At 71.4% G+C, this 22712-nt stretch carries 23 protein-coding genes and 3 pseudogenes; 17 read left to right on the top strand and 9 right to left on the bottom strand.

Features of this window, described 5'->3' with window-relative positions:
- Positions 1-109: 109 nt before the first annotated feature.
- On the bottom strand, positions 110-745 hold the full coding sequence (locus tag OG472_RS00615; RefSeq protein ID WP_405827002.1) for a TIGR03086 family metal-binding protein: 636 nt from the start codon (positions 743-745) through the stop codon (positions 110-112).
- Between the two features lie 97 nt (positions 746-842).
- On the opposite strand from OG472_RS00615, the gene OG472_RS00610 reads away from it, so the two are divergent.
- The 3 genes from OG472_RS00610 to OG472_RS00600 all read left to right on the top strand — a co-directional run bounded on the left by OG472_RS00610 (position 843) and on the right by OG472_RS00600 (position 4228).
- On the top strand, positions 843-1814 hold the full coding sequence (locus tag OG472_RS00610; protein WP_405827001.1) for a helix-turn-helix transcriptional regulator: 972 nt from the start codon (positions 843-845) through the stop codon (positions 1812-1814).
- Between the two features lie 668 nt (positions 1815-2482).
- Entirely contained in the window at positions 2483-3277 is a 795-nt protein-coding gene (locus tag OG472_RS00605; RefSeq protein WP_405827000.1) for an SDR family NAD(P)-dependent oxidoreductase, read from the top strand.
- A 69-nt stretch (positions 3278-3346) separates the two neighbouring features.
- Positions 3347-4228, top strand: coding sequence for a helix-turn-helix transcriptional regulator (locus tag OG472_RS00600; RefSeq protein ID WP_405940624.1), 882 nt, complete (start codon positions 3347-3349; stop codon positions 4226-4228).
- A 150-nt stretch (positions 4229-4378) separates the two neighbouring features.
- Here OG472_RS00600 and OG472_RS00595 read toward each other — a convergent pair whose 3' ends face one another.
- Positions 4379-5242, bottom strand: a complete 864-nt coding sequence (locus OG472_RS00595) for an AraC family transcriptional regulator (RefSeq protein ID WP_405826998.1) — start codon at positions 5240-5242, stop codon at positions 4379-4381.
- A gap of 132 nt (positions 5243-5374) precedes the next feature.
- On the opposite strand from OG472_RS00595, the gene OG472_RS00590 reads away from it, so the two are divergent.
- Complete coding sequence (locus tag OG472_RS00590) at positions 5375-5932, top strand: carboxymuconolactone decarboxylase family protein (protein WP_401614772.1); 558 nt, start codon at positions 5375-5377, stop codon at positions 5930-5932.
- 801 nt (positions 5933-6733) lie between these two features.
- Here the strand turns inward: OG472_RS00590 and OG472_RS00585 are convergent.
- Positions 6734-7150 carry a MarR family winged helix-turn-helix transcriptional regulator gene (locus tag OG472_RS00585; protein WP_405834722.1) on the bottom strand — a complete coding sequence of 139 codons (417 nt, stop codon included), beginning with the start codon at positions 7148-7150 and terminating at the stop codon, positions 6734-6736.
- Here OG472_RS00585 and OG472_RS00580 point away from each other — a divergent pair.
- The 4 genes and pseudogenes from OG472_RS00580 to OG472_RS00565 all read left to right on the top strand — a co-directional run.
- Positions 7121-7468, top strand: a pseudogene (locus tag OG472_RS00580) (serine/threonine protein kinase); the annotation flags it as partial. The gene OG472_RS00585 and the pseudogene OG472_RS00580 sit on opposite strands and share 30 nt — an antisense overlap.
- Before the next feature lie 122 nt (positions 7469-7590).
- Positions 7591-7983, top strand: a complete 393-nt coding sequence (locus OG472_RS00575) for a hypothetical protein (RefSeq protein ID WP_405826996.1) — start codon at positions 7591-7593, stop codon at positions 7981-7983.
- Positions 7984-8177: 194 nt separating this feature from the next.
- Positions 8178-8618: a hypothetical protein gene (locus OG472_RS00570; protein WP_401614768.1), complete on the top strand. Its 441-nt coding sequence runs from the start codon at positions 8178-8180 to the stop codon at positions 8616-8618.
- Positions 8619-8776: 158 nt separating this feature from the next.
- Positions 8777-9004: a hypothetical protein gene (locus OG472_RS00565; protein WP_405940623.1), complete on the top strand. Its 228-nt coding sequence runs from the start codon at positions 8777-8779 to the stop codon at positions 9002-9004.
- A 287-nt stretch (positions 9005-9291) separates the two neighbouring features.
- Here OG472_RS00565 and OG472_RS00560 read toward each other — a convergent pair whose 3' ends face one another.
- On the bottom strand, positions 9292-9987 hold the full coding sequence (locus tag OG472_RS00560; protein ID WP_405940622.1) for a hypothetical protein: 696 nt from the start codon (positions 9985-9987) through the stop codon (positions 9292-9294).
- Positions 9988-10676: 689 nt separating this feature from the next.
- Entirely contained in the window at positions 10677-11285 is a 609-nt protein-coding gene (locus OG472_RS00555; RefSeq protein ID WP_405940621.1) for a ferredoxin, read from the bottom strand.
- Positions 11286-11728: 443 nt separating this feature from the next.
- Between OG472_RS00555 and OG472_RS00550 the strand changes: the two genes are divergently transcribed.
- From OG472_RS00550 to OG472_RS00535, 4 genes are all read left to right on the top strand, one after another.
- Positions 11729-12949, top strand: a complete 1221-nt coding sequence (locus OG472_RS00550) for an alpha/beta hydrolase family protein (RefSeq protein WP_405940620.1) — start codon at positions 11729-11731, stop codon at positions 12947-12949.
- 197 nt (positions 12950-13146) lie between these two features.
- Positions 13147-13290 carry a hypothetical protein gene (locus OG472_RS00545; RefSeq protein ID WP_405940619.1) on the top strand — a complete coding sequence of 48 codons (144 nt, stop codon included), beginning with the start codon at positions 13147-13149 and terminating at the stop codon, positions 13288-13290.
- Between the two features lie 87 nt (positions 13291-13377).
- The gene (locus OG472_RS00540; protein WP_405826992.1) at positions 13378-13632 is read left to right on the top strand and encodes a hypothetical protein; all 255 of its coding nucleotides are present in this window, start codon (positions 13378-13380) and stop codon (positions 13630-13632) included.
- A gap of 547 nt (positions 13633-14179) precedes the next feature.
- Positions 14180-15007 (top strand): hypothetical protein, encoded by an 828-nt coding sequence (locus tag OG472_RS00535; RefSeq protein WP_405826991.1) that lies wholly within the window; start codon positions 14180-14182, stop codon positions 15005-15007.
- Positions 15008-15029: 22 nt separating this feature from the next.
- Here OG472_RS00535 and OG472_RS00530 read toward each other — a convergent pair whose 3' ends face one another.
- Positions 15030-15689 carry a C40 family peptidase gene (locus tag OG472_RS00530; protein ID WP_405943127.1) on the bottom strand — a complete coding sequence of 220 codons (660 nt, stop codon included), beginning with the start codon at positions 15687-15689 and terminating at the stop codon, positions 15030-15032.
- A gap of 107 nt (positions 15690-15796) precedes the next feature.
- On the opposite strand from OG472_RS00530, the gene OG472_RS00525 reads away from it, so the two are divergent.
- From OG472_RS00525 to OG472_RS00515, 3 genes are all read left to right on the top strand, one after another.
- Complete coding sequence (locus OG472_RS00525) at positions 15797-16045, top strand: hypothetical protein (protein WP_405940618.1); 249 nt, start codon at positions 15797-15799, stop codon at positions 16043-16045.
- Positions 16042-16731 carry a hypothetical protein gene (locus OG472_RS00520; RefSeq protein ID WP_405940617.1) on the top strand — a complete coding sequence of 230 codons (690 nt, stop codon included), beginning with the start codon at positions 16042-16044 and terminating at the stop codon, positions 16729-16731. The genes OG472_RS00525 and OG472_RS00520 overlap by 4 nt, the downstream gene beginning before the upstream one ends.
- A gap of 831 nt (positions 16732-17562) precedes the next feature.
- Positions 17563-17796: a hypothetical protein gene (locus OG472_RS00515; RefSeq protein WP_405943259.1), complete on the top strand. Its 234-nt coding sequence runs from the start codon at positions 17563-17565 to the stop codon at positions 17794-17796.
- Here the strand turns inward: OG472_RS00515 and OG472_RS00510 are convergent.
- On the bottom strand, positions 17789-18274 hold the full coding sequence (locus OG472_RS00510; protein ID WP_401614744.1) for a hypothetical protein: 486 nt from the start codon (positions 18272-18274) through the stop codon (positions 17789-17791). The genes OG472_RS00515 and OG472_RS00510 overlap by 8 nt on opposite strands.
- A gap of 895 nt (positions 18275-19169) precedes the next feature.
- Between OG472_RS00510 and OG472_RS00505 the strand changes: the two genes are divergently transcribed.
- Together OG472_RS00505 and OG472_RS00500 are read left to right on the top strand one after the other, a co-directional pair.
- Positions 19170-19670 carry a hypothetical protein gene (locus tag OG472_RS00505; protein WP_362241918.1) on the top strand — a complete coding sequence of 167 codons (501 nt, stop codon included), beginning with the start codon at positions 19170-19172 and terminating at the stop codon, positions 19668-19670.
- Between the two features lie 155 nt (positions 19671-19825).
- A pseudogene (locus tag OG472_RS00500) lies at positions 19826-20388 on the top strand (hypothetical protein).
- A gap of 35 nt (positions 20389-20423) precedes the next feature.
- Here the strand turns inward: OG472_RS00500 and OG472_RS00495 are convergent.
- Together OG472_RS00495 and OG472_RS00490 are read right to left on the bottom strand one after the other, a co-directional pair.
- A pseudogene (locus tag OG472_RS00495) lies at positions 20424-21131 on the bottom strand (IS5 family transposase); the annotation flags it as partial.
- 437 nt (positions 21132-21568) lie between these two features.
- The gene (locus OG472_RS00490; RefSeq protein WP_405940616.1) at positions 21569-22369 is read right to left on the bottom strand and encodes a maleylpyruvate isomerase family mycothiol-dependent enzyme; all 801 of its coding nucleotides are present in this window, start codon (positions 22367-22369) and stop codon (positions 21569-21571) included.
- Between the last annotated feature and the right edge of the window lie 343 nt (positions 22370-22712).

Genomic DNA, 22712 nt, shown 5'->3' with positions numbered 1-22712 from the left:
GCCTCCGCCGTGGGAGCGGAGACAGCCCTGGAATCCTTCGCAGTTCGCGGCGGTAGGGGTGAGGCGGAGGCCTGCCGCCGGGGCCGTGGTGCCGGCTGGCGCGGGGCACTCAGGGCCGGCGTCCGGCCCAGGCCACCAGCCGGTCGATGGCCGGGGCCCCGGGGTCCAAGGTCACCACTTCGCCGAAGGGGATCCGCCCGCCGCGGGTTTCGGCCGGCAGCGCGCGACGTACGACGCCGATCACACGCTCGATGAGAGCCGGGTCCCAGTCCGGGTCCTGCCCGGTCGCCCTGGCCAGGTCCCAGGTGTGCACCGTGAGTTCGTGGGTGTAGACGGCCGCGGCGGCCGCGCCCGGCAGGACGCCCATCGGCAGGCGCAGCTGCCGGCCGAGGATGCCCGGATCCGCCCACACCTCCGCAACCTCGCGGGCACCCGGCACCCAGGCCTCCGCCCACGCACCGTCGGCGACCTCATCGGCGAAGGAGGGGACGCTGAACGGGTCCTCGCCGCGCCCGATCACCGCGATCCGGCGGACGACGGCCACGAGGTGGCTCGACAGCCGCCGTACATCGAACTCCTCGCAGGGGGTCGGGGCGTCGTACTGCTCGGGCCGGACGGCGGCCAGCGTACGGCCCGCCAGCTCGACGGCCGCGGCGAGGTCGGTCCGCGGATCGAAGGAGAAGGGGGCGGCGACGGTACCGGTGGAGTCGGACGGGGTCTCGATGAGCTGCTCGATCTTGTTCATGGGTTCATCCTGTAAGCAAAAGTGGCCATCTTCTGGCCTGTTTTCCGAAGAGAATGAAAGGCGACGACGCGGCACCCACGAAGGAGGAAAAGGGCACATGAGAGCCGACCGGCTGGTGGCGACCCTGCTCTTCCTCCAAGAACGCGGCCGCGTCACCGTCCCCGAAGTGGCCGCCGAACTGGAGGTGTCCGAACGCACCGCGCGCCGAGACCTGGAGGCCTTGGCCGCGGCCGGCATCCCCGTCTACTCGCAGCGCGGCCGCGGCGGCGGCTGGTCCCTCGTCGGCGGGGCCCGTACCGACCTCACCGGACTGACCGCCGACGAGACCCGGGCGCTCTTCCTCGTCACCGGCCCCCTGTCGGCCACCCCCGAACTGCGCACCACACTGCGCAAGCTGGTCCGGGCCCTGCCGCCGACCATGCGGGCGCAGGCCCAGGCCGCGACCCGCGCGGGGGTCGTCGACGCCACGGACTGGTCCCGCAACGCCGTCACCGCCGATGCCGCCCACCGCTCCGCGCTCCAGGGCGCCGTCGTGGACGGGATCCGTGTCCGCCTCGGCTACGCGGGCGTCGGCAAACCAGTCGGCGAACGCACCGTCGACCCCCTCGGGCTCGTGGCCAAGGCGGGGGTGGACTACCTGGTCGCCGGTACGGACAAGGGCCTGCGCACCTTCCGGCTCAGCCGGGTCACCTCCGTCGAGCCGACCGGCGAACCGGTGGTCCGGCCGCCCGACTTCGACCTCGCCACGGCTTGGCAGGCGCTGTCCGGAGCCTTCCAGGACGGCATGTACGCGGTGACCGCCCGGGCCCGCGTCCACCCCGACACGCTGGCCCTGCTGCAACGGTTCCTCGGCGGCCGCGTGCGCGTCGGCGGTCCGCTGCCCGACGGCTGGACCGAGGTGTGGGTCGACGGCCCGGCCGCCAAGGCCCTGGCAGGACATCTGGCCGGGCTGGGAGCGGGGGTCGAGGTACTGGAGCCGCCGGAGGTACGACAGTGGCTGGCCCGGATCGCCGCCGAACTCACGGGAATGTACGCGGAGGATGAACCGTACGAACCCCACGGCCAGTAGCCGATGGCGAACCGCTTTCGGGGTGTGAGCCCTTGTCCCATGCCGGGCAGCAGTCGCCGGCCGTGCCCGGTCTCTCCGGTCTGTCCGGTCGCGGGTTACGGAACCCGGACTCAGGGCCCGGCCGGGGGTGGCCGTATCAACTGGACGGGGGTGTGTGACCGCGATGCAGGCAGCGCCTGCCGGCGCCGGCGTGCAGGCGCGGGTATTGCCGGCCGCGTGCGGCTGGTGGGCCGACCGCTCCGGGCACGAGAGTGCGGGCCCGTCCCTGAGCCTGCTGGCCGGGACGGCGGTGCCGGCGGGTGCGTGGCGCTCGGGGGCCCTGCACCTTCCACAGACCGCTCCGCGGGCGCCGGACCACGCGCAGCGGCCGGGGCGCTCGGTGCGCCAGGAGGCGGACGGGGAGCGGTCGCGGCGCCTGCTGGAGGCGATCGACGCAGCAGCCGACGACGACCCGGCCGGTCTGTCAGCGGGGATGTGGGGCGAGTGCTGCCTCGGCCGGGAGTTGATTTCGGGGCCGGGTGGTGTACGCCACGTCGTCGGACGGCCAAGGCGGTGTGGTGAAGGCTGTCTGTGGGAGGGGGAGGGGGAGGGGGAGGGGGAGGGGGCCCTGGGAGACCCAGGTTGATCTGGGCCTGGTTGGCCTGGAGGCCGGTGGCGAGGCTGTGGTCATGACCGACAACAACAGTGATGTGACCGGCTTCCGCAACCGCGTCGTCCTGATCACCGGCGGAACCAGCGGGATGGGCCTGGCCACCGCGCGTCTGCTCCTGGAAGCCGGCGCCGATATCGTCATCACCGGCCGCGACGATGCCCGCCTCGACCGCGCGGCCGAACAACTGGCCAAGGTCTCCGACCAGGGTGCCCGGCTGTTCACGGTCCGGGCCGACTCCGCCAGCCTTGCCGATCTCGACCGCTTGGCCGCCCTGATCCGTGAACGCCACGGACGTCTGGACGGGGTGTTCGCCAATGCCGGGGTCGGAGTGTTCCAGCGCAGTGGCGAGGTCACGGAGCAGGACTTCGATCTCAGCGTCGACGTCAACTTCAAGGGCGTGTTCTTCACGGTCCAGAAGGTTCTGCCGCTGCTGGACGCGGCGGGTGGCGGTTCCATCGTGATCAACGCCTCGTGGACACTGCACCGGGGCCTGGCCGTCGCACCCGTGTACGCGGCCACCAAGGCCGCCGTCCACAATCTGGCCCGCACGCTGGGCAGTGATCTCGCCGAGCGCGGCATCCGGGTCAACTCGGTCAGCCCGGGCTACATCGTCACCGAGATGTTCGATGCCGCCAACCCGGACCCCGCCTCGCACGATGCCATCCGCTCCCAGGTGCCGCTGCGGCGGCTCGGCCAGGCCCAGGACATCGCCGAGACCGTCGCCTTCCTCCTCTCCCCGCGGTCCTCGTACATCACCGCCCAGGACATCACCGTCGACGGGGGCCTGGTCAACGCGCTCCCCGCCTCCTGACGGCAGGCGTGGCTGCCTGGCCCCGACAGGGCCAGGCAGCCACCCGTCACGACCGGCCACAATCGTCGTATGAGCACAGCGATCAACATGGGCGAATTCCTCCGAACCCGCCGCGCCCTCCTGCACCCTGAAGACGTCGCCCTGCCGGACTTCGGAGGCCGGCGCCGGGTCGCGGGCCTGCGCCGCGAGGAGATCGCGCAGCTCGCCGGAGTGAGCGTCGACTACTACACACGGATGGAACAGGGCCGCGTGCCCAACCCCTCGGGCGCGGTACTCGACGCCCTCGCCCGCGCACTTCGGCTGGACGGGGATGCCACACGGCACCTGCACCGCCTCGCCCGACCGCAGCCCTCCGCCCGGAACGTTCCCCGGCGCCAGGACCGGCCGCAACGCGTGCGCCCCATGCTCCAGCGACTGCTGGACGATCTGGTGGACATGCCGGCGATGGTGATGGGCCGGCGCATGGACGTACTGGCCTGGAATGCGGCAGCGGCCGCCCTCTTCGGCGACTACGCGGCCCTGGACCGGGCCGAGCGCAACATCGCCCGGATCACCTTCCTCGACGAGACGTCCCGGGAACTGTATGCCGACTGGACCTCCTGCGCCCGCGAGAACGTGGCCTACCTCCACCTGGACGCCGGACGGCACCCCGAGGACTCCCGGTTGGCAAGCCTGATCGGCGAACTGTCGATGAAGAGCGAGGACTTCCGCCGCTGGTGGGCCGAACACCCGGTGCAGGACAAGACCTCGGGAACCAAGCGGTTCCACCATCCGGTGGTAGGCGATCTGGAACTGGCCTACGAGACCCTGCGCGCGACGGACGACCCCGATCAGGCCTTGATCACATATGCCGCCGAGCCGGGCAGCCCCTCGCACGACGCCCTGCGGATGCTGCTGGCCTGGGCCACCGAGGCCCCCTCCCCGATGCCGGCCGACGACCGCGCGCGCTGACCTTCCGGGCAGTCAGGGCTTCACCGCCGGCGCCCTGAAGCTACGTCAGTGCGTCTCCGCCGTGGCCGATCGCGGCCGCGACGGGCCGCCTCGGCGCCGCCGGGACTCAGAAGGAGGACGGCCCTCGGCGAGCCGAGCTGAGGCGCTCGTTCACGGCGTGGCGCCGGCGTCCGCTGCCAGCCAGGCACGCGGGGAGTGCCCTACGCGCTGGGAGAAGGCTCGGGAGAAGGCCGGCGGGTTCGCGTAGCCGAGCTCGGCTGCGGTGTGCGCCACCGAGGCGCCGGCGCGCAGCCGGCCCTGCGCGACGGTGACCCGCCATTGCGCGAGGTAGTCGGCCGGTGGCTGTCCGACCAGTTCTTTGAAGCGGGCGGCGAAGGAGCTGCGGGACATACGTGCTTCCCGCGCCATCGCGGCCAGAGTCCACGGCCCACCCGGTGTCTCGTGGATGGCCGTGAGCGCCCGGGCGAGACGCTCGTCCGAGAGGCCCGTGAGGAGGCCGCGGGGCAGCGCGACCTCGTCGGCGTGGCCGAGTATCCAGCGGTAGAGCTGGATCAGGACCACCTCGAACAGCCTGTCCGCCAATACCCGACTCCCACACCGAACGTTGTCGATCTCTGCGAACAGCAGATCGAGCGCGGGGCCGAGTGCATCGACGTCCTCGAGGGGCAGCACGACGACGGGAGGCAGAGTGCGCACCAGCGGATGGGCCGGGCCGCCGTCGAAATCGAGGGTGGCGCAAGCGAAGTCGGAGTCCTCGGTGGGGGCGTTGTGGAACGCGTGCTCCAGAGGACGCGGGTAGAACAGCAGGCTGGGTCGGTCGATCTGCAACCTCTCCAGGCGCCCGCCGACACCCTGGTGGGTGACCCCCATCTCGCCGTGCCTGAGGACATGAAGGAAACCGCGCCCGGGCTGCGCGGCGAAGGTCGTCACGCCGCACAGCGGGCCGGCGTGGAACAGCCGAGTGCGGACACGGAACTTCTCCAGCAGGGGCGAGATCCGGTCGAGGGGCACCATGGGCTCATCGTGGCAGACGAATTGGTAAGAAGTCGAGACGATATGAACCTCATCGTCCAGAACTCTTCAGCAGGATGATCTTACTTCGCCTCGACCGTCGCGAAGCAGTCATTCCTGAACCGAGGAGCAGTCATGTCCCACGTCCCCCTCGTCGAGCGCGAGTCCGCGACCGGAGCGGTCAAGGAGCAGTTCGACGAGATCCACGCCGCCTTCGGCGTGATACCGGCCATGTTCCGCGCCGTGGCCCATTCACCCGCGGCCCTGGCCAGCATGTGGGGATCGTTCGGTGCCTTCGCCGGCGGCACGCTCGGCCCGGCCCTCGGCGAGCAGATCGCCGTCGCGGTGGCCAACCGGAACGCCTGCGAATACTGCCTGTCGGCGCACACCGCGCTGGGCCGCAAGGCCGGGGTGTCCCGCGAGGCGCTGGAGGCCGCGCAGACCGGTTCATCCGACGACCCCCGCACCGCCGTGCTGCTCGGCTTCGCACTCAAGCTGGTCGAGGACCGCGGGCAGGTCACGGCACAGGACGTGCAGGCCGTCCGTGATCAGGGCTGGAGCGACGAGCACATCGTCGAGGTGATCGGACAGGTCGCACTCAACCTGTTCACCAACTACATCAACGTCGCCCTCCAGGTACCTGTCGACTTCCCGTCGGTGGCGCTGAGGCACGGCCGACACGAGGTGGTCTGACGCGAGGCGCGAACCCGCGAGGGGCCCTCACCAGGACGCGTATCTGTTTGTGATCAAAGGGCGGTTCGGGTGAGGTCACTCGCATCGCACGAGCCAGGACCCCGCCAGGGGTCCTGGCTCGCACGGCGTCCGCCGTCGGGTACTCAGAGGCTGTCCCGGCCGGGGACACCATGACGTTGCGCACGCCCAGCCGCGACCGCAACCGCAACCGCCCCGTCTGGTCGATGTCCGGGTGGCCGAAAGGCCGGCGCAGAGCGCCGCCGTAGGCGCCCTTGACCGGCCCGGCCCGGCATGGCCCGCACACTCCATACCCTGACGACGCCGCCGTCCGCACAGCCCGCGTCCGTGTCCGTGTCCCGGCTGCGGGTCTCCCCGTTGGCGGCCCGCTCCCGTTCCACCAACCGCCCCCACCACCCCGGCCCCGGGCGGGCCCCGGTCGAAGCGGCCGTCCCCGGCCACCGGCAACAGGCCGCCCCTGCCAGGACCGCAGGACGCGGTGGAGGCCGCCGCCTGGCACCGCGCGCAGGCGAAAGCCGCCGCCGACGCCTCGGCCGGCCGAGCGTCGGCAGGTGCGGCCTGACCGCGACATCCGGTGGCACCGCGGTGTGGGCGGACTCTCCCGCGATCACGGTGGCCGCCCTCTGGTCCCGGAGCCCGCCGAACGCTGGGGTGGTGCAGGGGCAGCTGGGCCCCTGCAGGCGAGCCGGATTCGCGAGAGCCCCGGCCAGTCGGTTCGAGGCCGTGACTTCAGCGGTACCAGTCGAGGGGTTCCGCCGCATACGTGCCTCGGAAAGGACCGCATCAGTCACCTCGAACCGCTGTCGGCGATCGCCAGCCGACTCCTGCCGGGTGATCACGGTTCCGGCAGGGCGGCTGCCGGCGATCCGCACCCGTGTGCCTGTCCGGGGCCCGCGTACCGATCAGGCTGTGCCTCGCGGGTTCCGGTGTTCCATGCGGCTCCATGGGCTGGGCGCCGGCGCGTACGAGGTTGTGCTCCAGGCGTTCCAGGGTGGCGAGGGCGTTGGCGCGCTCGTCGTCCGAGAGGCCCGTGGCCGAGAGGTCCTCGAGTCGGCTCCGGTCCCGCTCCACCTCCCGGCGCAGGGCGTGGCTGGCCGCTGTCGGTTCGATGAGCGAGGCGCGTCTGTCGGTGGGCGAGGGGCGGCGGCGGACGAAGCCGGCCTGTTCGAGGCGGCGGACCGTGCGGCGGGCGCGGGCGATCCGCAGGCCCTCCAGTTCCGCTTCGACGCGGCGCAGTGCCTGGAGCAGCTGGGCGAGGCGGCCGCGCTGACGGAGTACCGGGCGGTCCTGCCGTACTACGAGAACGGGCAGTCGGCGTTCGTCGCCGACCCGGCCCGCGCGTTCGACGTCCGCCGCCGGATCGGCCTGCTCCTCCTGACGACGGGCGACCACGCGGCGGGCCACCAGCAGCTCCACTCCCTCCACTACGACACCGAGCGCGCCTACGGCCCGTACCACGCCCTCGCGGTCGACCTCCGCCGCGCCCTGGACCGCCAGCAGATGGGCCGCCTCGCCTGACGGCGCGCCAGAATCACGAGTCCACAACTGATCGGGAAGTGGATCTTCAGGGTCCGTTTTGCCTGTTCCGGCGCATGTAGCGTTCGCGTCTGATCAGGTACACGTCCCCCAAGGAAGCCCAGATGACGACTCCTCCCGCCGCCCCCGACCAGCCGCTCGCGCCTGCCGAGCCGGCCGAGCCCGCGAAGAAGAAGGGCGGCTGGGGAAAGAAGATCCTCGGTGTCGTGGTGACCATCGTGGTCGCCCTCGCCGTGAAGTTCGGCATCGGGTACATCAGCGGTGACATCCCCGTGCACGCCGAGGCCGGCGACTGCGTCACCGTGACCGGGCCCGACAACGACCCCACGGTGGAGACCCAGGACTGCTCCGCCCAGAAGGCCGACCTCTACAAGGTCGTCAAGGTCGTCGACGGCACCTTCGACGTCGAGAAGTGCGGCGACTCGGGCGAGGTCTTCCTCGCGCAGCAGTGGGACCAGGAGAAGTTCGTGCTCTGCATGAACCCCGTCAAGAACTGACACCGCTCACACCGAAAGGACCCGGCTGGGACGCGGTTGGCTAAACCCGGGCCCTGATGCCTCGCCCCGTCGTCATGCGGCGGGGCGAAGTGCTGCCAGGGGCTGGCCCCGGTGCGGGCGCGGGGTCTGTCGGTGTTGAGACCTTGCCAGGGCCGTGGTGCTCGGGTGGCGGCCGGGCAGGCTACTTTGCTCGGATGAGTCTCCTTGATGATGTGGCCGAGCGCGACGGCTGGCAGTGCTGGGTGTGTGACGAACCGGTCGACCCCGACGAGTCGGTGAACGACCCGCGGGGGCCCAGTGTCGACAGCCGGACCGCCGACCGGAAGGCCAAGGTGGCCGAGCGGCTCGCGCACCGCGGGTGCAACACCCGCAAGGGTGCGGTCAAGGTGGTCATCGCCTGGCCGGAGCGCCTGTACGTAGTCGAACCCGCACCGTTGATCGCCGTCGCCGAGAGGCTGGAGCGCAAGGGGGGCCGCGAGATCGTGGGCCGCTGTCCGACCAGGAAGGACGCCCAAGAAGCGGCGGATTGGCTGGTGGACCGGTTCTCCCGACTGGTACCGGGAATGCCGGTGACCGCCGACATCCAGGCGGGCGGCGGTCAGTTCCTCGTCATCCTGGCCACCGGCCGCCGCTGATCGGGAATCACCCACACACACTCGCGTCGAGATGGTGGTCATCTGACCGCCGCCGTACCCCGCCACCCCCGCGCCCGCCGCGCCGCCCGGTACGGGGGGAAGCGGCCGAGCTATGGGCTGCGCCCGCGAGCCCGGACGTGAAGCATGCCTGGGGCCCGTTGACCGAGAGCCTGGACGTTCCCCGTGACCTCGACCTCGGCAACCGGGCCCGTGCCCTGAAACAGCTGAAGGTGCGGCTGGCCGCGCACTCGCAGATGGTGTCGATGATCAGGGAAGTCCTGCCGGAGCGGGAAGAGGGCCTCCTGACCGGCTCACGCCAGGGGCCGCTGCTCGCCGCCCGCAAGCAGCGGGTCGGCGAGAGCGGCGGCACCCACACCGTCACCTGAACCGCCTCACCACCGACACCTCCTGGCAGCAGGCCACGGGCACCGCACGCCCTGGTCAGCCGCCCTCGTGGACGTGACCCTCCACTGCCTGACCACGCCGCCGTCCGCGCCGCCCGCGTCCGCGCCCCGGCTGTGGGCCTCCCCGATGGCGGCCCGCTTCCGCCCTGCCCCGCCATATGACAGCCGTCAGCGCCCCCATGCGACCATGATCCAGCGCGCGCGCCCCGGGCCGCTCCAGGCACCCGAGAACATCATCGGCATCGGCATCAGCGTTGAGACGGTGTGACCTACAGGTCGAAGAGGAGGCTCCAGACCGGCGTGCTGGTGGCAGCGCGAATCACCACGTCCTTCAAGGCGATGTCATGGGGCGCCGACTCCGCAATCGTCACAGGCGGATCAACTCTGTCCATCCAGGTCAGCGAGCCCACGACGTCGGCGGGCCGTGCGACCCAGCCCCCGACGCGCAGGTCGCCGCAGAACCAGAGCAGGCCGCGTCCGTCCGTCATCGCGAGCCAGTCCGGCCGTGGCATCAAGCCCCGCAGGGCAGCGGCCACGGTCCGGTCGGGGGCCAGCAGTAGGACATCGGCAGTGACCATCGGCGAGGACGCGTCACTGCCCAGGGGCTCCAGCCGACACGGCCACACCTGCCACGGACGTCGGCGGACCATCTCCATCGCCTCTCGGCGGCGGGCCGGCAGTTCGGACGGCCAAGCCGCGACGCCGACGCAAAGGCCCACTGCCACGGCCGCGACGACGGCAACACCCAGCACCGAGCTGAAGAGCGCACCACACACCCCTGCGGCTAAGAGAGCGGCACACACGGCGTTGGAACGGCGGAGCTTGCGCCAATGCCTGTCTCCCTCAGCGATCTTCTCCCTCACACCGGGCACCCGGCCTGCCGGGCCTGGCGAAACCGCATATCCAAACTCCTCGGCCAACACCCCACGCGCCCCCATCAGCCGCCAGAAACCGGTCACCACCATCGTCCCGGCCGCCTTCGTACTCCGACAAGGCCGCGCCCCGGCCAGACCGCTCCTTGCGCCTTGGATCGCTCCGAGGACTCGGCCGACGGGATGGTCCAACACGGTGTGACGTACGCCGGCGCGAAGAGTGCATGTGCGGGCGGTACGACTGCGGTGGCGTCACCCCTGCCTTGTGATGCGGTGAGCACGGCAGTGCCGGGCCGGTGATGGAGCGGTATCCGGTGACGGGATCCGGTCGACGAAGCGGGCTGCGACGGGGACCGGCCTGCCAGGGGAGTGGTCGGAGTTCGAGCGGATCGTCTCCAAGGCGTTGCCGGACTCTCGGACGTACCGGGCCACGGCTACCGACACAAAGGCGAGAGATCTCAGTACCGGTGCCGGCCTCGACCGGCTGAAGGGCCGACAATGCCACCGGCGGCGACGACAGCGCGCAGCACGTGGCAGCGGCGAAGGACACGGCACTGCGGACCATGCGGGCTCACCTGCATCATGTCGTGGAAATGGACTGGTTCGGGCGCAGCCAGAACTGGCCGGGCTACCGCGAAATCCCGCGCCGGATCACCGCCGCCGGCGGACCGCACGCCCCGTAGCCGACCGATCCGGCCGACGCGCTGCGCGAGACGGCACGTCCGCCGCAACACCATGGGGCGAGCCTTTGCCGAGCGCGCAACCCGGGCACCGCCCCCCTGCTAGGCCCCGCGCGGGGAGAGGGTCGGCAAGGGTTCGCCGGGGTTGGCCGGACGGCCTTCGGACAGCCAGAAGAGGTAGTGGCGGAGGTCCTCCGCGAGGCCTCCGTCGATGTACGCGACGTACTCCCGGCTCCCGCCGGCCGCCTCGCGTTCCGCGGCCCGGTCTGAGACGGACCACGTACGATCCAGGGCCGCGGCCCACTCCCGCACCCGGCCCCGCTCCCTCCACCAGTCGCGGATGAGCTCCGGGGTCCAGTGGTCGTCACCGTCGCAGGCGTACCCGGCCATCGGGTCCTGCGCGACCGCGCCCAGCAGCGCCAGCGCCTGTGCCGTGTCACGGGGCTGCCGGTAGACGAACTCGGCGCCCCACTCGTCGTCGTAGAGCACGTGCGCGGGGGCGATCAGCCGGCCCATCCAGCAGTTGTCGGTCCCGGCCCCGTAGAACGGCCCCGGCACATTGCGCCAGTCGCGTTCTGCCCAGCGTTCGGGGCGGGCGTTCCACCAGTCGCCGCGGTACCCCGGGGCGGGCAGCCACGTGCCGCCGTCCGGCGCGGGCAGCAGCCCGGTCTCCGCAGCCCGGACGGCCGGCAGCGGGTCCCAGTAGCTCATGGTCCGCATCCTGTCAGACGGCGCGGGTGGAAAGGGATGCCGTGGCGTCGCCGGATTCCCGGGCCACGGCTACCCGCGCCCGTGCAGGCGGAGCGCCATGGGGGCGGGGGCGGGGGCCGGGAATGAGGACAGGGCCGGCCCGGCGGGTGCGGGTCGGCCCTGTCGTGTGCGGCACTCGCGCGCCAACGCGGTGCTGCGGTGTGACGTCAGCCCGGATACCGCGCCGTGGTGCTCGGGTACGTGCTCCGGAGCGGGTCGGGCAGGAGCGGACATGGGTGGACAGTGATCGTCTGCGTATGGCCTGGAAGGTGGACACCGTCCCGTCGGAATCTTGGATCACGCCGAAGAACGCACCGCGAGAGCGCGGCGAAGGGCCGGGCGAGCAGGCTCGCCATGGACCAAGAGGCGTCAATCCCCACCTTCAGATGACACAGGAGATTTCGATGAAGCCGCTGCTGTTCCCGAATAACGTCCAGTTCTGGTACGAGACCCTGCGGTCGATGAGTCACATTGCTTACGGCGGTGCGGACTTCGGCGAGGTGGTCTCCACCGGTGAGCGGATCACCGAAGGCGACTACGACAGCTGGTACGTCGAGTGGATGGCCACCGCGGACCGCGTGTCGGGCGAGGCGCAGAAGGCGCTGGCGGCCGGTCACCGCGTCAGTGCCCGGGACGGGTTCCTGCGTGCGTCGAACTACTACCGGTCGGCGGAGTTCTTCCTGCACGGTCACCCCTGCGACCCGCGTCACGATCACGCATACGACCGCTCCGTGGCCTGCTTCAAGGAGGCGGCGGCACTGTTCACCCCGGTCATCGAGCCGGTCGAGATCCCCTACGAGGACACCACGCTGCCCGGCTACTTCTACCGGGTCGACGACTCGGGGACACCGCGGCCGACACTGATCATGCACAACGGGTTCGACGGCACCGCGGAGGAACTGCACTTCTTCGGGGCGATGGCCGGTGTCGAACGCGGTTACAACGTGCTGGCCTTCGACGGCCCCGGCATGCCCGGACCGCGTCACCACCAGGGCCTGGTCTTCCGCCCGGACTGGGAGAACGTCATCACTCCCGTCGTGGACTTCGCCGAGACCCTCCCCGAGGCCGATGACAGCCGCATCGCGCTCCTCGGCGTCAGCATGGGAGGCATCCTCGCCCCCCGGGCCGCCGCGTTCGAGCACCGTCTGGCCGCGCTGATCGCCGTCGACGGCCTCTACGACCTCGGCCAGATCGCCGTCCGCAACATCCCCGGCCCCCGCGAGGAGGCCGAGCGCCTCCTGCGTGCCGCGTCCGCCCCGGAACTCGACGCCGCCTTCGAGCAGGCCATGACCAGCGACCCGATCGCACGCTGGGCGATCAACCACGGCATGTACGTCATGGGAGTGGACACCCCCCGCGCCTTCAACGCCTCCTACCTCGACCACACCCTCGCCGGGGGCATCGCCGAGCGGATCCAGTGCCCCACCCTCGTGTGCAACGCCGAAGAAGACATCTTCTTCAAGGGCCAGCCCGAGCAGCTCTACGACCACCTGACCTGCCCCAAGACCCTCATGGAGTTCACCACGGAGGAAGGCGCCGGCGCCCACTGCCACCCCGGCGCGATGCGCCTGTCCATCGCCCGCATCTACGACTGGCTCGACGACACCCTCGCCGCCGCAGCCTGACCGGACCGTGGACCCGCGCCGGGACGGAGTTGCGCCGCCGTTCGTGCCGTGGTTCACGCGACCGTCGGGACGCCCCTCGGCGCGGAGAAAACGCACCGGCCAGGCTCCGGCAAAGTCCCGGGGCCCGGCCTCGGGCCCATGTCCGAGCGGGCCAGGACACCAACGGGTGCGCGCTCGCGGCCGAGCACGCGGTGCCGGTGAAGACGACGGCGGCACTCGACGCGCTCGGCCGGCCCGGCACGGTCACGTGCACCGGATGCGACGCCGCCGAGACACTGCTGCCGATCCTCACCCACGGCCAGACCGACGGGGACGACACCCGGGAGAAAGCCGCCCTCTGAGCTACCTGTAGGCGAGTAGGTCCCGTCCGATATCCCCGGCAGGGGACCTCACCATGTCCATAGAATCCTGCCTCGATGAAGAGACGCGTGCAGTTCACCGAGCAGGTTGTGCGGTTCCGTGACTACATGCCGACCGCGGACCGGGAGAAGTTCCTGCGTCTCGTTGCCAGGATCGCAGCCGAGCCCGAAGGCGCCGACAGCCACCTTGCCTACACGAGCGACGCCGTGACGCGCGCGGCCTGGGAAGACCGCGTAATGGTCCACTACGTCGTGACGAGCTTCTGGGTGGTCGTCATCGAGGCTGACATCTACGACGCGTCGCGTGGCTTCAACGAGGTGTAGTCGGGCACGAGAGGGCCCTATCACTGATGGTCTGCGGGGGAGTGCCAGTGGAGATCCTCAGCTGGGTGTCAGCGGTGTGGCCCCAGCGAGCTGATAGTTCACACTGACAGGCCGTGACGCACCGGTGCCGACACGAGTGACGAATAGCCACGTCATTCTCACGCCGACCATCACCGCCAGCGAGTGCGGGGGCGACTGCCGAGGTGGGCTACCACCCCCACCTCGGCAGTCACATGCGTGGTCAACATCCTGCCCGGGCCGGGTGGACTTGCGGTGGGGCAGAAGGCGACGTGCGCCTGTCTCATCCCAGTCGGTTGGCCCTCGCGGGCATTCATGCTGCCCCCAGCGGTGGCGTTGTGCCTCTCCTGCGCCTATGGCCATCCCAGTAGCGTCCTTTAGGCAGACTGTCTACACGCGGGGAGTGTGCGCCGTGCCATTACGCAAGGACCGGGAAGAGGCCGAGGTCGCGACGAACGCGAACCGGCGCGCAGCGGATCCAGACAGGGGCCAGCGGGTCGCGCCGGAACTCCGACCGGTCAATCCGGCCATGGCCATGGCCATGCAGCGCTCGGTGGGCAATGCGACGCTCGGGCGGATGATCGCGCAGGGCCCGGCCGGGCCAAAGGTGCCGCACGCCGCTCCCGGTACGCGCGGCAAAAAGCGCACCCAGGACGAGGTCGTCGAGCGTGGCGAAAGCCCCCCGGCCAACCAGCAGAAGACCGAGGCAGGAGCGGCCACCCGGGCCACCCGCAGCGGCAAGGCCGGCGCGACGCCCTCGGTGAAGGGCAAGGAAAAGCAGGTCGAGGAAGAGATCGGCAACCCGACCCTTGTCTTCACCTCCCGCTACGACGGAGACGAGGAGCAGTCGCTGAACGGCGACAACAACATCGGCTTCGAACAGACGGCAACGCTGCGCCGCGCGGACGGGATGCAGACGCCCGCGGCAGACGCGTACGACTTCTGGCAGGAGGTCTCCGACGAAAGCCGCCAGATCATTCCGGCGTCGGTGAACTACCGGCCCAAGAAGTCCAGCCGCGCCTGGGTCGTGGACGGCCCCTTCCACCCCCCGTACAACGATGAGGACGGCAACATCATCAACGCCGCCGACCGGATCACCTTCGTCGACAACCCCGGCTTCTCCACCACCACACGCATGTCGGCCGGCTACTTCCTCGTCGACTACACAGTCCGGTTCCGCTGGAAGGTCCGCAAGAAGCAGGGCGGACGCTTCACCAAGGCCGAGCCGTTCTGGGCGAGCGACGAGATGGTGCACCGCGTCACGTCCGCCTTCGACGCGGAAAACCCGGAGGAGGCCGTGCAAGTCAACCACCACGCGGCCGGCAACCGCACCTGGAACGTACAGCTGCCCAACTGACCCCGCCGACGCGGCAGCGCGCTCACGCCCCCACATGATCTGAGCCCAGAGCAGGCCTTGAAGGGTGTTGCAGAAGGCCGGGGTCGGGCAGGTCTGAGTGGTGTCTGACCTGCTGTTTCACCGTGCCATGGCGAGGTTGTGCATGGTGGCGACGGCTGGAGGGCGTGGTGGAGGCCGTCTCCTGGAGGCAGTCGCGGAGGATCTTCCAGTTCTTGCAACCGGATACGTTGAAGCCAGAACGATGGGAAATGGCCAGGTCCAACGGGAACCTGCACACCCGCCACGCGCGGGTCGCGCCGCGGTATTCGGTGGCGGGCATGGCGGTGTCGAGGGGGACCACCACCTCGACGTTGCGGCCGGTGCGGGGTGCGTGGAGGACGCGGCCGTCACCGGCGTAGAAGCCGACGTGGCAGATGAACCCGTTGCGGCGGGCCCAGAAGAGCAGGTCGCCCGGGCGGAGCTCGCCGCGGGCGACGGGCCGGTGGGCGGTGGCCTCGTACTGCGCGGCGGCGGTGCGGGGGAGCTGGGTGCGGGGCCAGTAGGCGTACTGGACGAGGCTGCTGCAGTCGAACCCGACGGTGGAGGAGGAGCAGCGGCCGCGGAGGAAGCCGTTGCCGTCGTCGCAGAAGCCCCGGCCGGGGCCGCCGGGTCCGCCGCCCCCGTACGCGTACGGGGTGCCGATCCGGGCGGCCGCCCGGCGCAGAGCCAGTGCACCGGCTCCGCTGCCGCCGACGTTGAGCTGCAGGCCGGGAGGGGATGTCGCCCGCGTCGTGGGCGGGACGGCAGGTGATGGCGATCGCGCAGGAGGTCCTGGTACCGGTCTCCCATGACGCCGGGGACGTACTGTGCGAGCTGGTCGCGGCCCGGGCGCACCTACGCGAGACCGTCACCGCTCTGCGCGCCCTGACCCCCGCCGGTACTCCCGGTGCCGGCCTCCCGGACGCGGCCGTGCGGGTGTTGGAGGAGGCACTGGGGGCGGTGGCCCGGGTGGATACGGCCACGTGCGCGGTGATGCGGGAGAGGCACCCCCGCTCGTGATGCCGAAGAAGGCGCCGGGCGGGTCGACGACCGCCGAGCTCCTGGACTACCTCTTCGGTCCCGGCGAGCACGACGAGCACACCGCCCCCCACCTCGTCGCGGCCTGGAACCCGGACCCGCCGTGCCCGGCCCGCGCCCCGGACCGCATCACGCGCGCGGACCTGGCGCTGCTCTTGGACGCTCCCGTCGAAGCGCGGCGCGGCGTACGGCCGGCGGAGCACGTGTGGCACGTCTCGGTCCGCAACCACCCCGACAACCCGGTCCTCTTCGACGACCGGTGGGCGCAGGTCGCCGCCGCCATGGTGCACGCCGCGGGTATCGCCGAACACGCTGACGAACAGGCCTGCCGGTGGATCGCCGTACGGCACGCCACCGACCACATCCACATCCTCGCCACGTTGGCCCGGCAGGACGGCCGCCACCCCCGGCTGGTCGGCGGGCCAGTTGCGCGGCCATCTCGGCGACGACGTCCTGGCCGTGCTGATGCAGGGTGCGGACTTGCCGCTGATGGCCCCGGGTTGGGACGGGGCCGGCGCTGGCAAGCGTTCGCGTGGCCCTTTTTCCCCGGCCGCCGGTTAGGCCGTGGCCACCCCCGCGCAGACCGGGAGGTTAATGCCGTTGGGTTTCCCGTGCTGGAGGCTTCGCCACCGACCCCGTCGAAAGAGGACCCTAGCCGGGGCCACTGACACCCCGGCCGGCCCCGCCGGTCTATCGGCCTGCAGCAGGCGGGTGTCGACCTGGGGGTGTTCCTGCCGCAGGTGGGCCGGATGACTGCCGCCGCCCATCAGGCCGTCACTGCGAGCACGGCGCGTATCGAGGTGGAGCGCACTGACCGGTGCGCCGGCCTCCTGCGCACGACGATGCCGGAGGGCCCGGTGCGGGACACGATCCTGGCGTCTCCGGCGTGGCTGGAGATCGCGGCTGCGATGGGCCGCCTGGATGCTGCCGGGGTCGATGTCGCCCGGATCCTGGCCGATGCGCACCGGGCGGGGGTCGGTGTGGACCGGCCGCGCCCGCCCCGGCCGCGCGCCTCGTCCGCGCCTGCCCGGGTAGCGACTGCCTCGGCCGGCGCCGCTCCTGGACCCGCGGCCGGTGACCGGTGGGCCGCGCCCGCCCCGCCGCGCCCGCTACCCCCGCGCCCGCCCCGGCCGTGCCCGCCCGGGCGTCGACTGCCGCTCCCGTTCCGGCTCATGCACGCGCGGCCGGCGCCGCGGTACCGGCGGGGGACGTGCTGGCCGCGCGCATGGGCGCGGCCGGTGTCCCGTGGGCCCGCGCCCGCCCGCCGGTTTCCCGCGCCCGCTCCTGCGCCGCGCCCGCCGCCCGCCGCCCGCCGCCGCGCCGCCGGTACGGGGGACGGGGAGGCCGCCGGTCCGTGGGCTGCGCCCGCGATCCTGGACGTGAAGCGTGTCTGGGGTCCGTTGGCCGAGGGCGTGACGGTTCCCTGCGGTCTCGACCCCGGTAACCGGCCCCGTGGGTTGAAGCAGTTGAAGGTGCAGCCTGCCGCGCACTCCCGGAAGGTGGCGATATTGCGGGAGGTCCTGCCGGAGCGGGAAGCGGGCCTCCTGATCGGCTCATGGGGAGAGCGACGGCACCCGCACCGCCGCCGCCGTGACTGCGGTGCCGCCAACACCGCCGCGCCCGCCTCGTCGCAGGCTCTGCTCTGCTTCGCCAGACGGCGGGCCGATGTCCTCTTCGCGATGCTCCGTGAAGGCACCTTCTACGAGTCCCGGCCTGCGGCCGCGGTCACATGACCAGCGGCTCAGCCAGAAGGACGACCCGATCGGCCTCGACATCGAAGCCGAGCACCGGATGGCCGTAGTCGCCCTCCGGATCCATCAGAACCGGCTTGGCCAAGCGTCGCCCGATCTCCCGGAGGAAGCCGCAGAACACATCGAGTCGTTCCTGGCCCTGCAACTCCCGCAGGTCGACGTCGAAGTCGATGACCTCGTCGTCTTTGAAACGGAAGATCGCCAGCACGTCGGAAGTCGGCCAGACCCGCAGGTCCGGGCACTCAGCGTCCGCCGGGCGGGACAGCACGGTCTCCGCCCGGGGCACCGGCATCACCGTCTCGCCCTCGGAGTACTGGCAGTTCCAGCCCCTGGCCTCGACAAGATCGAGGACCGCCTGCCAATCCTCCACCGAGCAGCCCGGGACACGCACGTCCGGCAGCGACCCCATCAGGTCCGGATCGAAGAAACAGCTCACGTCATCCCACAGAAGATCAGCCACACCGCCATGCTGCCTGGCCGTTCGATCCAACGCAGTCTCGATTCCCTTGACCAAAGAGAGTAGGGGCCCCCGGCCGCGCCCCCCGGCGGGTCCCCGCCGCGGCCCCGGGTCCCGCTCCCGCCGCCGGCCCCGCACCGGCCGCCGCTCGCTCCCGCGGCTGCGGTCCCGGCGTGCCGGCTCCGGCCGGGGCTGCGGTCCCTGCCTGCCGGCAATGGACCGCGCCCGCCAGGGCTACGGGGCGCGGCCGGTGGGCGGCGGCTCCCGGTGCGGGCTGCGGGCTGGGCCTCGTGTCGTGCTCGGTGGACCGGGCCGTGATGTCCCGGCCTGCCGGGGGTTGGGTTGTGCCGCCCGCGCCCGCGGAGGATGGGAGGACCCCGTCTGGGTTCCGGTTGGTGGTTGGGGGAGGGGGGTGTGGGGTCGTGGTTGGCCGGGTGGTTGGTGGTGGGGGTCTGTGGTGTGCGGTGTCTGGTGTGCGGCACACCTCTGGCACTTTCGACACGCGGTCGCCGTTTGTCGGGGTTTTCCCGCCGGGCGGGACGCGGGGGACGGGCCGGTCTGAGGTCCTGGGAGTGCGGCCGTGTTGAGCGGATCGTCCTCTACGGCGTCGCCGGCCCCCGGGCCGGGCGCCACCGGCCGCCTCCCGCCCCGTGTCTTCCCGGCCGCCGCCCGCTCCGGCTCCACCACACTCGCGGCCGCGGCCCCTGGCATGCCGGCTCCGGGTCGGGGCCGCGGTCCCCGCGCCCGCGGGGATGGTCCGCACGCCCACGACGGCGCGACGCCACAGCCCCAGTCGACCCTGCGCCCGCGGGGAGAACCCATGGGGGTCGGACACATCCCACCCGGAGAAGGTCGACATGCAGGGCCGGTGCCCCGCATCTACGGTGGGAAAGTGAGGGTGAGGCTGCGCACTACCCCACGTGTCGGGCAGTCCAAGACCGACTGCGCGGGCGCCGTCTACGGTTCCTTGCTTGCCGCGTCCGTACTGGCCACCGCCGGGGCCGTGGGGCACTATTCGCGATTCCAGCTCGTGATGCTGCTGGTCGTCACGGGCCTGGTGTTCTGGGCCGCGCACGTCTACGCGCACCTCGCGGGCGAACGGCTGGTCGGCCAGCCGTGGAGCGGACGCGAGATCCGTCTGGTCGCCGGGCACGAGTGGCCGATCGTCGAGGCCGCCGCCCTGCCTGCTGCGATCGTGGCGGTGAGCCCGCTCCTGGGGCTGGACTCGGGCGGCGGCGTATGGCTCGCTCTCGGCGTCGCCGTGGCGCAGCAGGTCACGTGGGCTTGCCTCAGCGCCGTCCGGGGCGGCGCGACCCGCCGCCAGTTGGTCGCCGAAGTGGCCGTCAACCTCGTGCTCGGGTTGATCATCGTGGCGGCCAAGGCGCTGCTGGGACACTGACGGCGAGTCGCGTGGCGAATCCTGTCGGAACGCAGCTGCCTTGGAGGTTGTTGTCTTTCCAGGCTTGAGGACTGCGTTCTCGCTGGTCAGGCATAGGGTCGGCGGTCTCGTGGCAGTGGTGACGTGTCGTGTCGTTGCTTTGCTGGAGGTCGAGGATGCCGTCGGTCGGGGGACTGCTGGAAGAGCGTGAGCTCACCGCTCGCCGTCGTGTCGACGATCTGCGGGAGGAGGCCGACCGCCTCCAGGCCGGGCCGGCCGTGGCTGAGCGGGAGTGGAACGAGTGGGTCATCGCCCGCTCACGCGTTGGCGAGGGACTGGCCCCGGGCAACGACGTCGTCGTCGGCCCCGCCGCCTCCGAGGGTCTGCCGGCTCCCGGTGTGCAGCCGGCGCGGCCCGAACCGGCGGAGGCGGCGAAGCCAAAACAGTGGTGCCGGTGTGGCGCGCGGGGCTGGCCTGGTCGGCGCTGTCGGTGGACTACCAGCGCATCCTGCAGGCCCTCAGCGACCGTAACCGACTCGGTCAAGGAGCTTTGACGTGGCAGGAGATGGCCGCCTGCTTCGGCCTGGACCCCGTACCGGGAAAGGTGGAGGCACTGCGATCGAAGGCCAAGCGGCTGACGGCGCGCGGCTGGCTGACCGAGCCGGCACCTGGCCGATTCACGCTCGCGAAGGACGTGGCCGGGCAACGCGGGGTCATGAGCATCGTCATCGACCAGTAGACCATCGCCTCCGCGCTGGCGATGGAACGCTCGAAGTCGCGCACGAGACGGCGACTTCGCATCAGGTGGGCGAAGAACCGCTCGACGATCCAACGCTTGGGCAGCACGACGAAGCCGCGCATGTCGTCGCTGCGTTTGACGATGGCGAGGACCAGGGCGAGGGCCGCGAGGCAGTACTCGACGAGGCTGCCGGTGTATCCGCCGTCGGCCCAGACCAGGGCCAGCAGGTGGTGCGCGGCAGTGACCTGGGTGAGCAGGACCTGGGCCGCGGCGCGGTCGCCCACATCCGCTGCGGTGACCATCACCGCGAGCAGCAGGCCAAGGGTGTCGACCACGACGTGCCGCTTGCGCCCGTTGATCAGCTTGCCGCCGTCGAAGCAGCGGCCGTCAGAGCCGACGACCGCGTCCGCTTTGACCGACTGCGAGTCGATCACGCCCGCGCCCGGCTCCGAGTCCCGCCCGGCCCGCTCGCGGACCAGGCGGCGGAGCCGGTCGTGGAACTCGCGGACCAGATCGTGATTGCGCCGGCGCCGGAAGAACGCGCAGACCCGGTCCCACGGTGGGAAGTCGGCAGGCATGGCCCGCCACTTCGTGCCGTTGTCGACCAGGTAGCGGATCGCGTCCAGCATCGCGCGGTGGCAATAAGCCTCCGGCTGCCCGCCCCGCCCCGCCCCGCCCCGGCCCCGCAGCCAGCCCGGCACCGGCAGCAGTGGCCGGACCACCGCCCACTCGGCGTCCGACATGTCGGTGGGATACCGACGCTCGCGCGCCCCGTGGTCTCTGGCGTTCCCGAACCTGCGAGCCAGACAGTCACACGCGAGAGTGGCTGAAGTGGACCCCACTCCCGCGTTGCCGTAGAAATGCGACAACAGGGCCCACTGGACCGCACGTTGGATTCGACACCCTTCGAGCCGAGCTACCAAGAGGCCCTGCTCTCATGCACAGCCGCCGCCGCAGTCACCCGATCGACTGACATCTCGACGAGATCGGGACGACGGCAGTCGCGTCGCTTCTCGTGATCGCTGGGACGGACAAATTCGCACCGCCATCCAGGTAGACGGTCGGCTTGGTGACGCCCCGAGGCCGCCTCGCGGGTTTGAGCCCGGTGCCGCGACTGACGAACCTGGCGAAGAGTCGTGTCCTACCGGCTCGAGGCGCGGCCAACCGTCCCCGCTACGTCCTACTTCTCCTCCGGCTCCCAGGCGCGGAGCAGGTCGAGCAGCCCTGCATCTCCGTCAACGTGCAAGGAGTCGGCCTGGATCCGGTCGTACAGGTAGAGGACCAGCTCACTGGCCGTGCCGTGGACGGAGGCGCCGGCTGCGTCCGAGTCTTCGCCGGTCGCGGCGGTGGGCGCGGGGATGCGGGTGATGCGTGCGCCGTCGCCGTCGACGGTGAGGCGCCAGGAGCGGCCCTCGGCGGCGTGGAAGTCGAAGGCCGTGGGCTTGTGCGGCCAGGCACTCGGCGTTGCGCAGACGGTGAACAGGAACTCCTCCACACCGTCGAGTGCCAGCTCGACCGGCAGCGGCTGCGGGGAGCCCCCGGCGAGCTGGGCGTCGTAAGTGTGCACCGCGGTCTCCTGGACCCGGTGCCGGGCGGTGCCGCCGGCGGTCTGCGGTGACTGCGACGCGGGCCACCACGTCCAGCAACCGCTCTCCGGTCCCGCCGCGCGCAGGGCGCCCAGCAGAAGCTGCGTCGACGCGTCCAGCCAGGCCAGCAGGGCCTCACGCTCCTGCGGCACTTCCAGCGCGGCGCGCGCGGCGACGGCCTCGGCCGGGGGAGCGTCGGCAGACCCCGCGCCGACGATGGCGGCCCAGAAACGGTCCCCCCCACCCAGGTGCTTCACCAGATCGAACAGCGTCCACCCGGGGCAGGACGGCACCTGCGCGTCGAGACCGGGCGCGGCGGCGACCACGGCGCGGAAGGCGGTCGACCGTTCATCGATCAGTCGCAACAGGTCAGGGAACTCAAGATTCTTTTCCACGCCGGATGTCTATCACCGTGCTCCGGTGATCGGACAGCGATTTTCACAGTCGCCGCCGGTTGGCCATTGCGGACGTCCTCGCCTCCCACCGCTCGGGTGACAAGCTGCGCACTGCCGCGAGGACACTGGTCGTGGCGGTACGCCAGGCGTCGTGCCTGTGGGTGCTCTGGCCTCGCCGTGCGGCCGGGCACCTCGGCGACGTGACGTCCACCCGGTGCGCGCGGTCATGCTGCCGCTCGATGTGATGGACGCGGAGGTCACGATGGCGGGGGGAGGACCGGTCGGGTCTGGAGTTCAGGTGACTCCCGTTCGACCAGCACTCCTCAAGTGCAGGCACTGTGTA

Origin of the sequence: Streptomyces sp. NBC_00207 (genome assembly GCF_045160965.1) — a bacterium.
In the GTDB taxonomy this organism is placed as follows: Bacteria; Actinomycetota; Actinomycetes; order Streptomycetales; family Streptomycetaceae; genus Streptomyces.
This window is presented reverse-complemented; position numbering and strand designations above follow the sequence as displayed.